Origin of the sequence: Sulfobacillus thermosulfidooxidans (assembly GCF_001280565.1) — a bacterium.
GTDB lineage: Bacteria > Bacillota > Sulfobacillia > Sulfobacillales > Sulfobacillaceae > Sulfobacillus > Sulfobacillus thermosulfidooxidans_A.
Genome location: NZ_LGRO01000001.1, coordinates 2,379,645 through 2,391,726, shown reverse-complemented (window position 1 = coordinate 2,391,726; position 12,082 = coordinate 2,379,645). Strand labels below are relative to the sequence as shown.

At 49.5% G+C, this 12,082-nt stretch carries 10 protein-coding genes; 5 read left to right on the top strand and 5 right to left on the bottom strand.

What is annotated here, in order from left to right; all coding sequences use genetic code 11:
* Positions 1-25: 25 nt before the first annotated feature.
* Positions 26-301: a hypothetical protein gene (locus tag AOA63_RS11785; RefSeq protein WP_053959879.1), complete on the top strand. Its 276-nt coding sequence runs from the start codon at positions 26-28 to the stop codon at positions 299-301.
* Between the two features lie 186 nt (positions 302-487).
* Here AOA63_RS11785 and AOA63_RS11780 read toward each other — a convergent pair whose 3' ends face one another.
* Positions 488-2,167 carry a hypothetical protein gene (locus tag AOA63_RS11780; protein ID WP_053959878.1) on the bottom strand — a complete coding sequence of 560 codons (1,680 nt, stop codon included), beginning with the start codon at positions 2,165-2,167 and terminating at the stop codon, positions 488-490.
* A 6-nt stretch (positions 2,168-2,173) separates the two neighbouring features.
* On the bottom strand, positions 2,174-2,974 hold the full coding sequence (locus AOA63_RS11775) for an ABC transporter ATP-binding protein (protein ID WP_053960684.1): 801 nt from the start codon (positions 2,972-2,974) through the stop codon (positions 2,174-2,176).
* 633 nt (positions 2,975-3,607) lie between these two features.
* Between AOA63_RS11775 and AOA63_RS11770 the strand changes: the two genes are divergently transcribed.
* Together AOA63_RS11770 and AOA63_RS11765 are read left to right on the top strand one after the other, a co-directional pair.
* Positions 3,608-5,272: an IS1634 family transposase gene (locus AOA63_RS11770; protein WP_053960683.1), complete on the top strand. Its 1,665-nt coding sequence runs from the start codon at positions 3,608-3,610 to the stop codon at positions 5,270-5,272.
* Positions 5,273-5,360: 88 nt separating this feature from the next.
* Entirely contained in the window at positions 5,361-5,699 is a 339-nt protein-coding gene (locus AOA63_RS11765) for a hypothetical protein (protein WP_053959877.1), read from the top strand.
* 292 nt (positions 5,700-5,991) lie between these two features.
* On the opposite strand, the gene AOA63_RS11760 is transcribed toward AOA63_RS11765, so the two are convergent.
* On the bottom strand, positions 5,992-7,332 hold the full coding sequence (locus tag AOA63_RS11760; RefSeq protein WP_053959876.1) for a chloride channel protein: 1,341 nt from the start codon (positions 7,330-7,332) through the stop codon (positions 5,992-5,994).
* 376 nt (positions 7,333-7,708) lie between these two features.
* Between AOA63_RS11760 and AOA63_RS19800 the strand changes: the two genes are divergently transcribed.
* Positions 7,709-7,879: a hypothetical protein gene (locus AOA63_RS19800; RefSeq protein WP_171822703.1), complete on the top strand. Its 171-nt coding sequence runs from the start codon at positions 7,709-7,711 to the stop codon at positions 7,877-7,879.
* A gap of 117 nt (positions 7,880-7,996) precedes the next feature.
* Positions 7,997-8,854 (top strand): hypothetical protein, encoded by an 858-nt coding sequence (locus AOA63_RS11755; protein ID WP_053959875.1) that lies wholly within the window; start codon positions 7,997-7,999, stop codon positions 8,852-8,854.
* 437 nt (positions 8,855-9,291) lie between these two features.
* Here AOA63_RS11755 and AOA63_RS11750 read toward each other — a convergent pair whose 3' ends face one another.
* A complete protein-coding gene (locus AOA63_RS11750) occupies positions 9,292-10,455 on the bottom strand; it encodes an ArsR/SmtB family transcription factor (protein WP_082343926.1) in 1,164 nt (387 codons plus the stop codon).
* Between the two features lie 188 nt (positions 10,456-10,643).
* A complete protein-coding gene (locus AOA63_RS11745) occupies positions 10,644-12,050 on the bottom strand; it encodes a leucyl aminopeptidase family protein (protein WP_053959873.1) in 1,407 nt (468 codons plus the stop codon).
* Positions 12,051-12,082 lie beyond the last annotated feature (32 nt).

Here is a 12,082-nt window from a genome sequence, read left to right as displayed (position 1 = left end):
TATAGGAATCCTCCTCGATGGCGTTTTGGCAGGACTTCTCGCGGCTAGTTTGGGAGTGTGGATTTCACTCGGCACTCACACCGTTCGGCAAGCCCAATCCATACTGAGCGTGGTGTCCTTATTGCTCCTATTAATTCCAACCATGGTCAATAACGCGGCCCATCAGTGGCTGGCAGCCCTTATGACCACTCGTCATCCCGACCATATCATCGTTATCCTCACCTTGGGACTTGTTATTCTAGATAGTGGATTCATAGTGATTGCCCAGAAAAATTTTCGCCGATGTTTTGAACCTCGCTAAGTTTACTAAGTTTAGATGAAGCCACTTAATTTTTCCCTCTCGCTAATCCCATGACGTTGCCAAATACCCTTATCATCACACCTGACGCGTTTTAATCCTACACAGAATTTGCATTGATGTACCCCGAATGATCGCCTGATCGTTTTCAAATGGCTTTTCCCGGATTCGTTCTTTGGCTTTGTGTCGTCAAATGGCTGTCGTATCCGGGGTAGATAATTCTAAGTGATATCTTTTCGCAAAAGTTCCTCGCCATAAAATTACATTGATTCCGATTAATAAGGCGATATAAATGAAGATGCCCCCTGGAAACAGACTAAAAACAAAATGTACCCCCGCCATTCCGAGAAGAAGGGCTAGAAGTAGCCATATCGTACCCCGCGACATGGGTTGGATCACTTGAAAAGGCTCTGAAAATGGCAAGACAAAGCCTGCCCGCCGAAAGACGATCAAGGCATAGGCAAAGAGAGCTAATGCCGATGCCAATAAGTCCGGCCAAATTCGTAGTCCAAAAACAGCAAGAAAAATGATCGTTTCGATACTAAAAACGGGGAGGATTAAGCGCACTATGGCCGCCTTCAAAGTCCCTTTCGCGATGGACTGTGGTGATTTCCTGGGTGTCGCTTCAAAGATCCATGCCGCCTTAAACTGAGAAGAGTATTTTAGCATCATCAGTACACTTGGAATCATGACACCACTGGTGTAAATAGCCAAATATCCATAATGGTCTTGGATGGGCAAATGATGAAACGACGAAGAAGAGGAATAAGAAGGATTAAGAAACATCAAAAAGGGAAGCACAATCGCCAATCCTAAAGCAGGATAAGCCTTTAATTTAAATTCTCGTTCCTTGGCCATCATTAATCCGGCGAAGTCGAACACCGTTCGTTCCTCAAGATTTGGGCACAAGATCATTCCCATAAATTTCCAAAGAGATTGATAACGCCTTGTTCGCGACATTTCACTCATAGACGTCAATTTCTGCAAATGGCGTTCAAATACCGGCAAAGACCACAAATATAATCCGAATAATATCAGTGGCATAATAAATGCCATGACCGCCAACACTGCCATAATTGATCCGGTTTGATGGCCAAAGAGCCAAGCAAATGCGGCGCCAAACCACAATGGAGGGACAACAACTTGCCATAGGGCGGGATGGAACACAATGCGCATTTTGATAACCTGAAAGACATGGCCAACGACTTGATACCCTAACACCATGCCAATCGATAAGCCAATCTGCACATAATTAATCAGATCTTTCAATCGTTCTCCATCAAAAAACCGCAAAAAGAAGAGATACACAAACGCCGTCAGAGCCATAATCAATAAATCCATAAAGACCAATGCCACTAAAAAAGTCGCGCCGAAGGCTAATCCGTGCGCAATAAATGCTCCAACCAATGACGGCCCGCCAATAGCTGCGGTCAACAAGGATAGATAGAGGATAATATGGATGACACGGGCTAATCCCACCGTTTGGGCGTTCACCGGCTTCGTCATCAGAATATTGCGGTCGCGCACATCGAGCAAAACCGTAGAAAAGTCCGCAATCATAGACGTCATCACAAAAAACATAAGAACCGTAAAGATCAGGCTCATAGTTACCAAATAATTGTGGCCGATCGTCACCAAAGGCACTAGCAAAATGCCCATCAAGCCATACATCCATAGCGATTTGAGAAATCCGTTACGCTCTGTAGTGGTAGACATTTTCTTTCGCGCCGCAAATACCGTGGCGGGGCGCCGACTATCCATAATCAGTTGCACTTGCAAAATCTGACGCAGCTTGGGATACTCATATCCCATAGCATCAAGCATGGGGCCAAATCGATCGAGAATCCGCAAGATGACAAAATCTTTCATGACGACTTAGTCTCCTTGAATAATCGCGACGCATTGTTTGGCAATATCTTCATGCTCAAAAAATCCCGTCATTTGACCAAAAATATCTTCCAATGACTGTTCATGAGCCAGGGTTTTAAGTTCCTCAAAACTTCCGTCGGCCTTAATCGCCCCGTCATCAAGGAGTATGATGCGGCTGCTAATCTTCTCGACAACGTCCATAATGTGTGAGGAATAAAAAATGGTCTTCTTGGCCAACGCCAGTTGCGCCAATAAGTCTTTGACAATCATGACACTATTGGCATCCAACCCACTTAAGGGTTCGTCCAAGAACAAAATTTCAGGATTATGAAGTAAAGCGGCAATCAGCAAGACTTTTTGGCGCATGCCTTTCGAATAGGATCCAATCCGCGCATAATAGCCGTCCTCTAATCCCATCAGTTTGGCTAAGGCTAATCCCTTGGCATGCGCAGTTTTTTCGGATAAACCATATAATCCGCCCACAAAGATTAAGTATTCATCAGCAGTTAAGGATTCATAAATTTCAGCTGTCTCTGGCACATAGCCAATATGTCTTTTGTATTCCCCGTTACTGTCGGCAATATCATGTCCCATGATACGAATGGATCCGTGATATTCCTTCACTAATCCCAGCATGGTTTTAATGGTAGTGCTTTTACCCGCTCCATTGGGTCCAATATATCCAATGATTTGACCCTGTTTAACCACCAAATTAATCCCCTTTAATGCTATCTGATTGCCGAACCAAACCTTTAAATCGCGAATCTCAATGATGACATCAGCGGCAGTGTCAAAAGCATTCCTCATATTAACCACAAAACGTCAAACACCCCAAACTGATTGTTGATCGCGGTTTTGACGTCTCGTTTTATTCCTCCCTTGATTTGCCGATATAGCCCCTTTCATTATCATAAACATAGATTCATGGCGATCGATATAGTTTATACACAATAATCTGTCATAACCTCTTTGTTCATCTTCAACGGAAGATATTTGATGTTAGAAACTATGAAAAAAGGAGAAACCTTGTTTTTCTGTTCGCATCCGCAAGGGATTATTTTTGACATTCCGTAATTCTCATCAACCAAGGTTCCATTGTTCATCAAGATAGTGCAAAAATCCTGAGATCCTTGAATGCACTTGACACATCTTCCCATTATTGGACTGTCCCGATAAACTAGCCTATCAGACCTATTGAAATAGCCGGTTCGTCTATTTACAGCGTAACGACAACGCTGGTACATTGCTTTTACTATTCTTTTCCTATGTTGGGGGGACAGTGCATGCCTAAAATGGAGCCTGAGTCGAAATTTATTGAGCATCTTTATGCATTAGAACTTACTTTCCGCACGTGGCGGGAACAAAAAAAATTATTTTTTTAGGCTGATCGCAAAGGAGATTGTCTATCGCATGGCGAAGTAATCTCTTATGAACACACCCATGCCGACACCCGTTGTTGTGGGGGCTGGACCGGTCATCCGAGCCCTCTGTGAAGAAATTGGATTCGTCGAGGCCATAAATCAGACCGTTGCGTGGGATTCGCCGCGTTGCCACCTGTCGCCCGGCGAACGGATTTTCGCGCTCGTCGTCAATTTGCTCACCGCTCGTCGACCTCTGTATCGCGTCCACGAGCAATTTCAGTTAACCGATGTGCCCTTATTGTTTGGATCCGGCCGCACCGCGGCCGATTTTACGGATGATGCCCTCGGACGGGCTCTGGATAAAGTCGCCGCTGCCGGTGGCGCCACCGTCTTCAGTGCCGTTGCAACGCGAGCGCTCTTGCACGACCACGTGTGGACGCCCGATAGTCCGGTGTTTGTCCACTGGGATAGTACGACCCGCTCGGTCTATGGCACGTATCCGGACACCGGATCCGGGACCGGAGTGCATCCCACCTATGGCCATTCCAAGGATCATCGTCCCGATCTGCGTCAAATTCTCCTGACGCTGTTGGGGACCCGAGAAGGCATTCCGGTGGTGGGCACGGTGCAAGACGGGAATCGGAGTGATAAAATCCTCAATGCCGAGATGATTGCGGCCTTAGACGATTACTTTTCGCCTCAGCAACTGCAACAACTGGTCTACGTGGCCGATTCCGCCCTCATCACGGGTCCTAACTTAAAGGCGATGGCTGACCGTTCGCTCCGCTTTCTCTCGCGTTGTCCGGAAACATTTCGGGCTGCGCACGATGCGAAGACGGCCGCCTTGGCGGCCAACGCCTGGGTTCCCCTCGGCAAAATCGGGGAGCGGGCCGATGCAGCCACCTACGCGGCCGCCGAACAGACCGGCGAAATTGAGGGCCGATCCTATCGGCTCGTGGTTTATCGCTCCGATCATCTAGCTGAGCGGAAAGCTCACACCATCGCCCGCCAGGTCGAACGGGCCCATAACCAGTTAACCCGGGCGGCGACTCGCCTCGCGGAAACCGTGTTTGCCTGTGCTCATGATGCCGAAGCGGCCGTGGCCGCTTGGCGGGCCACCGCCCAATGGCATCATGTCGAGGCGACAGTTGTCGCGGAAACGCAGGTCCCCAAACGCACGACCCGCGGGCGTCCCCGCCACGATGCCCCCGAACCGGCTACCACCACGGTATACCGGGTCCATCCCACCATTGGGGCAGTCGATGCGCAACGCGTGCAGGCGGCACAGGACCGGGCGGCGACGTTTGTCTTAATCACTAATCTGCCGGCCTCCTCCTTTGATGCCCGCCGATTGCTCGAAGAATACAAAGGCCAGACGGTCATCGAACACCGTTTTCGCTTTGTAAAAGACCCGGCCTTTGTGGATGCGCTCTATGTGCACAAGCCGGAACGGGTGGAAGCCTTAGGTTATGTGCTCTTGCTCGCCGCGTTGGTGCTCAGTCTCATCGAACGTCGGGCCCGGCAGGCCCCGCCCCTTCCCACGCCGACTCGCGGTCTATTGGCGCGGCCCACCGGGCAGGAGGTGTTACATCATCTGCGCGGACTGATTGTCGTGCCGCTGGATGCCCAGACCCGTCAACTCTTTGTCCCGGCGGTTCATACCCAGTCGGTGGCGGCCATTTTGGCCGCATTGGGTTTTACGGACACGATTTACACGCAGGTGCCCCCTAGACCCTCGGGATAAATTCCACGGCTTTCACCCATCACGTGCGGAAGAGGAGTTAGAAGAATATGTCTATCGACATTTCGGGTATGGTTCCTCGCAGAACAATATGCGTCCCTTTCGACGTTATGCCATGTTGTTTATGGCGGTATCCTCACCGCTTATTGCTCTGTTCACCTTCTTTCTCTTGTTTTCTACCCGCCATCTCATTTATCTTACCATCAGCATTATCTTCACCGTGAATACCACATTGTTTAGTTATCATCATTTTCTCGCCAAATTGGGCATTACCAAGAAAATCGGTGTTGTCCTCATGCATGTCATTAGCCCCACTTTGAGCATCGTAGCAGCTTATGCGTATTGGGTGAATCACACCTGGGAATATTTGTTGATTCCAGTACTTTTTGCTCTGATGCCCGTTATTATCTTTTTCGTCGGCCTATCCTAAGTCTTTCTATCCGCGGGCACAAGTTTTATCATCAATCTCTTTCTTGGGGACACTTCTTAGTAAGAATAAGCCTATTATTAGATGATTATTTGACTCCGTGAAATGCCAAGTCTATGTCGTCGGTCGTGAAACGAACCGAAAGACCCCGTCGTTCACACGCCGCTAACGACATACACATGATCATATCTTGTGTTACATTCCTGTGACTAACGTCAAAGCCTAAAGTCTAGAGGCATACACAATTGCCAACTGATGCCCTACAGCCCCTCATTGCCGCTTAACTATGATCGCCTCAAGTTTCCATGGCTGATTTCTGAGGTAACGGTTCTCCCTGTTCGGGGTTTAAACGTGCAGAATATATTGAGCGGAGATTAAAATGGCGGGCCGTAAGAGTTGCTCCCACTACGGCCAGTAACATGGGCACCATGATTCCTTGAATATTGCGAGTCAGTTCCAATATGAACACGATAGCTGTAGCAGGCGCCTCCATCGCGGATGCCATCATGGCAGCGGCAACGATGATAGCGTAACTGGCATCAGGAGGCCCAGACCACAAAATAGACCAGGCCCGGCCTAAAAAAGCCCCGAGAGCTGCCCCGAAGCTTAAAGTCGGCGTAAACAAACCGCCTGTTGCTCCACTGCGAAGAGTGCCTGTCGTCGCAAGGACTTTCAGAATTGCTAATATGGCAAAGAATCCGAGCACACCGTGTCCTGTAAAGGCAAATTGAGCTAAATCAACACCATTACCCAATACTAACGGATACTTGATAGCTATAAGTCCCAAGACCGCAAAGAACACCAAAGGTTCGACGAGAAGAGGCCATTTTTTCGGCCGGTGATCACTGGCCCATCCAATTAAACCGACATAGCCAGCTGAGATCAATCCGATCACAGGCCCTAATACAATGGCGAACACCATTAAGGAAGCGGTAGCGTGCGGCAACTGCGGTACCAAATAAACAGCATGAGAAGGCAGCACCAGCCAAGATACCGCGGTAGCAATTCCTGAGGTAAGGAGAGCGGGAAGGATCAAAATCAATGAAATCGTCCCGAGATAAAGCTCTGTAGCAAATAGAGCACCGGCCAAAGGCGAATTATACACAGCTGCCAGTCCAGCCCCAGCTCCGCAAGCGATAAGAATGTAGGACTGGTCTTGACGAATACCAATCTGGCGGCCTAAATAGGACCCACTTGCCGCTCCTATGCGTTGGGGAGCTGCTTCGCGGCCTATCGATCCTCCCAACCCCACCGTCACTTCCGAGAGAGTGCCGCTCAAAAGAGTACGCGCGAGAGATAGTCTTCCCGCATGCGTCCAGACAACAGATGTCGGTTCTCCACCTGTCCCTCCCAAATACCGGCCGATAAGCCACAATCCCACCCCTGTGATCAATCCCCCTAAAACTAACACGAATACCGTCCTGCTATCAGTGGACCGTGCGACTGCGGCAGAAAATTCGCCGGTTTGATAATGAAAGGCTAGGTGCTGTACAGTATGCAAGGTGGTCATCATGGCGATAGCACCCAATCCAGATGCTATGCCCGTTAAAATTACTGCAACCCAAAAGCGAAGAGAGAAGTCCAGCATACGCGAGGGCACATTGGGTTGTCTAATCCCCCGCATATCATTATCCATCCTGAACTCTCCTCTCGTACAAGGCGCTTCAGTGCGAACATCATTATCGGACAAGATTGGCGCTTTCAATCTGTTTAGGGTCGTTTTGAAACATCTGACTCCTAAATGATAGGGTTATGGGAACAAGTTGTCAGGGATAACGTTATATAACATTTTACTAATTTACAGTTTATCATGGGGGTTTAACATAATTGTGATCGAATGGTCTGATCCCCTAAACAGGTAAGGTTTCTGGATGTTCGAGTCAGGATAATTCCAACCGATTGGAAAACCCAGATGTCGAGTTGCGTCGTTCAACTTGACTCTCCTCGTTGGACCTTTGTCCCCTCTGTGGGTCAAACAGTACAGGTGACGATCATCAAGATCTAGCCCGTTTGTGACCACGTTATATCAATGTTTGCGCGATTCGTTTGTGATCCACGGTCCTTATTGGCGAGATAGTTTTTATTGGTGGCAAGTCGTGAGCGGACGCATTCGCACGCAAATAGCGCTCTATTGGGATGATAAATGGATAATTGTGGCAAGGTTATCTCTCTTCTGCCATTAAATCTCATGCTCCAGACATCGAGCTGAATGATCGCTGAAATGTTTGTTTAGCATCTAGGAGATTCGATGGCCATCGTTATACTGATCATATCCCCTTTGATTGAGGAGGAGTCATCCCATGATCGTCCGTTGGACTCATACGATGCCCATTATCGGAGCCGCGAGCCTTGTTCTTGGGAGCGTAATCTTGACCTCTCCGAGCCGGGCAGCGTCACCGCGTCATCAGCCTTCTGCGCACGGACAACCCGTGCCAGCCCCTTCGTCATCCCAGCCCTTTTGGATTATGTCGACCCAATCGCTCTATAGCCTCGAGCAACACCCCGCTGCTTTGCGCGGACTGGCACATCATGTGGTCTACGTGTTTGCGCCGCCCAGGTCGCATACGCCATTAGTGCCACCGCCACCGTCCGCAGGCATTATCGTGAAACGCACCGCCTACTTTCGGTCGTTGACCTCATTACAAACGGCAATGGCACATCATCAATTGCGGGTTGACCAAGCGGTCTTGCTCGATTTGGAACACTGGATCTTTACCCCATCAGTCGAACAAGCCCATATTCCCGCCACGTATGCCCAAGCCGCTCGGCTTTTGGCACACACCGGCTTGATCCTCATTGGCAGTCCTAGTACCCGAGAGATCGTGGCCTCGGCGCCATATTTGGCCATTGCCGATTTACAAATTCAACAAACCGAATTTCATCCCGACACCTACCGGGCCAAAGCTTTGCAGCTCGTAAGACAAATTCATGCGGTGGCTCCGCATACGTTAATTACCGCCGGACTCTCGACCAATCCCAGGACGGGCACCGCAACACCAGCGATTTTAGCGCGGGCCTATCAAGCCGTGCGGCCTTTCGTCTCCGGGTTTTGGATGAATGAACCAAGTCCCGGACCAGGATGCCCTCAGTGTCAGCTCCATCATCCCCAAGCTGCGTGGGGATTCTTTGCCTGGCTCGGTCAATCGGTCAAACCCTAATGATGTTCGTCATTCTTCTGGGGTCCCACGAATAGTTTTGGTGTACATGATGAACGCTTATGACGCTTTTGCCTAGACTAAGGCATTCATTGAATTCTTCAGACGCTCCAATAAAGGCAGTTTAAGCCGTTATGCCATCTTTTCAAAGCGAGCTGCGTTGGTATCACACTCTATCTACCCAACACGTGAATCACCGATGATCGCTCTGATTCGATGTTTTAATAACTAGTTTATAAGCGAGGAAAAAGTTTCTGCATGGGGTCGAAATATCTTCAGGAAATAATCCCAAGATCCAAAGGATGATGCCGGATGCCGTTATATCATTCGCAAATGACACCATGACGGGCAGACCACAGCCCGTCAAAATAAAAGAGCCTGGAAAAATGAGCCATTTGGTTATTCGTGCCAATAAACGTCATAGGCGCGCGGTCTGCCCTTTATTCATTCCATCCCAAAAATTGGGGAACGGCATCGCGGTGCAGATTATTCAGATTCGCAGCCAGCTTCGCCAGAGCTGCAGAACTGGTACGATAAAAGACGTAATGCCCGTCGGCAATCCGGTCAACCAGTCCCACGGCATGCAAAAAGGTCAAATGACGCGAGACGGTTCCAGCACTGAGGCGAAGCGCATGGCTAATGGCACTTGTGGTTCGCAAGGAACCAACGAGATGCCGTAGGATAAGAAGTCTGGTCGGCTCACTCAAAGCTTCCAGCAAATCTTCCATCTCATGAGACACCGGCACTGGCATGGCCCACTCGCGAACCGCTAACGCCTGATAGGTAATATTGACCTGCTGCTCATCGCCATCAACCCACAAATGGGGCCAGCAAAAGACGCTTGGAAAAAACCGGACGACCGTATTATTCTTGACAAACAGCGAAGTTTTCCACGGCACATAGACTTGGACCGTGTCTAGATCACGCTCTAAGTGCAACCGTGGCGAAATATTCTGCCACCAAACTTCAGAACTTTGTCGTTCTGTTCTTCGAGAGATCATATCATTTTCTAAATAGGGGCGGCTTTCTTCCCAAACTGCCTGGAATTCTCGGTTCCAGAATTCGCGCAGGAAAAATCCCCACTGATCCCGCAAGACTTCTAACTTCTGATGCCATGGTGACCACCAATTCTCGTTTGTTAACAAGGTCGCAATGCGTATCCATTCTGAATTGCGTGCCATGCGTTTATCAAAATCTTCAGTCCAACGCGTTCGCATTCGTTCATAGACGGATTGAATCTCCGCAGCAGGACGTTCCATAAAGTGTTCCCATTCATCCTCAAAACATGGTGTAAGGTCATCTGAGGGTGGGAGAGGAATCAGGGCTTGTAACCAGCCTTGGAAGAAGAAGGCGTATTCTTCCAATTGATTGGTCCATGACGGGCCCATTCGTTGCCGAGCCGCCAAAATCCACCGCTGAAATATTCCGTGATCCGTAGGCCGGGCCATCACATGTAATGCCCATGCCACTTCCCGCAAGGGAGAAATTGCGAAATGCTTCGCTCTACGTTCCATCAGTGCCGCATGAGATTCTGCCGTAAAGTGGATATCCACGCTGCAACGTCCTTCTAGTGGGTGCCGATTTTCCACTTCGACTATAGCCATTCCCCGGATCCTTGACAAGTTGTGTTTCTGGCCTCATATAACCTAAGACAACATCCACGCAGGCATCATCAAGAAAACGTCTGGCGAAGAGAAGAGATGGGTATGACAACAGCTGGTCTTGGTCCAAAAGTCAGTTCCCCTGTCATAAAAAGACGGCCTTTCATCTCTTTCCCGCAATAATGTCGTCGTTAATCCTCATGACTCTCAATAGGACTCTCTTTAGAAAACTCCGCCCAGCGCCGGCAGAATTCCACCAAGAGAGCCACACCATAACCGGTAGCTCCGGTACCGGATTCATTGTCCTTAAATGCAAGACCCGCGATATCCACATGCGCCCAAGGGACCTGAGTTGCAAAATGGCCAATGAACAACCCCGCAGAAATGGTTCCTCCTGCCCGTCCCCCACTATTTTTCAAATCAGCAATGCTGCTTGTGTTCATCAAGGCATATTCTGGGTCATGCGGCATTTCCCACACCGGTTCTTCCATATCTTGTCCTGACTCAGTCAACAATCTTGACACTGATCCATCATTACCGATCAACGTCGCCCGAACTCCTCCTAAGGCGACCACATTGGAACCCGTCAGAGTCGCCATGTCGACAACCGTTGAGGCTCCCTCCCGAATGGCCATGGTCACAGCATCCGCAAGAACCAGACGACCCTCGGCATCAGTAGAAATAATCTCAACGCGCGTGTGATCCAACATCTCAAGTACATCCCCAGGACGATACGCCGCACCATCGGGCAAGTTTTCAGCTAAGGGAGCCCATGCAGCCACATTCACCGGCCACTTGTGTTCCGCAACAACACGCAAGGCCGCCATCACCGCAGCTGATCCTGCCATGTCCCCTTTCATCCGTCCCATCCCGTCGCGCCCTTTAAGTGAAATGCCTCCGCTGTCAAACACAATCCCTTTGCCGACCAACGCCAGCCAAGGACCATCGCCATTGCCATGATATCGTCCCGCTAAGATGACAGGAGGGCGCGTGCTGCCCGAACCAACCGCGAGAATCCCGCCCGCACCTAAAGCCGCTAAATCATCATGGGTATAAAGGTGATAGGAAATCCCCGGAGGTGCATCTTTTTGATATTCCTCGGCTAAACGCTGCGGAGGCTTTTCATTCGCCGGAGCGTTCACCCACTCTCTAACCCAAGACTGCGCCTCGGCAATATTTGTTAAGTAACGGATTCGTTCTTCCAAATTCGGCTCGGTCACCACGATGACGGTATCGACCTTATCTCCTTTGCCGTGGTAATGGTAGAAACCTTGCTCTAGGCCGAAAATCACCGAAGGCAATACGGATTCGTCCATTTTGTTGATGAATACTCCTACGGTAGAAGATCCCTGTTGTTCGGCTAATCGCGCCGCCTCGCTATAGGCACGGTAGCGCTGTTGGCGTACCGGGGGCGTATCCACGATGATGAGACAGCCCTGTTTTTGTGCTATAACTACTGGAGATCCTTGCGGAAGCGACGAAAATTTTCCGGTTTCGGGATCTAGCATAGTTCGAGCACTTTCCCATAATTCCCGGGGCACAATAAATACCGAAGGCGTTTTTGAAGGGATATGATCCGTCACAATCCACGTTCTCACGGTTGATTCCTCTCTTTCTGATTCTGGGTTCA

Excerpts from the sequence above, each read along its gene's own strand:
- AOA63_RS11765 (WP_053959877.1), top strand. The coding sequence starts at position 5,361 with ATGCGTCCCTTTCGACGTTATGCCATGTTGTTTATGGCGGTATCCTCA.
- AOA63_RS11755 (WP_053959875.1), top strand. The coding sequence starts at position 7,997 with ATGATCGTCCGTTGGACTCATACGATGCCCATTATCGGAGCCGCGAGC.
- AOA63_RS11750 (WP_082343926.1), bottom strand. The coding sequence starts at position 10,455 with ATGGCTATAGTCGAAGTGGAAAATCGGCACCCACTAGAAGGACGTTGC.
- AOA63_RS11780 (WP_053959878.1), bottom strand. The coding sequence starts at position 2,167 with ATGAAAGATTTTGTCATCTTGCGGATTCTCGATCGATTTGGCCCCATG.
- AOA63_RS11760 (WP_053959876.1), bottom strand. The coding sequence starts at position 7,332 with ATGGATAATGATATGCGGGGGATTAGACAACCCAATGTGCCCTCGCGT.
- AOA63_RS11775 (WP_053960684.1), bottom strand. The coding sequence starts at position 2,974 with ATGAGGAATGCTTTTGACACTGCCGCTGATGTCATCATTGAGATTCGC.
- AOA63_RS11770 (WP_053960683.1), top strand. The coding sequence starts at position 3,608 with ATGCCGACACCCGTTGTTGTGGGGGCTGGACCGGTCATCCGAGCCCTC.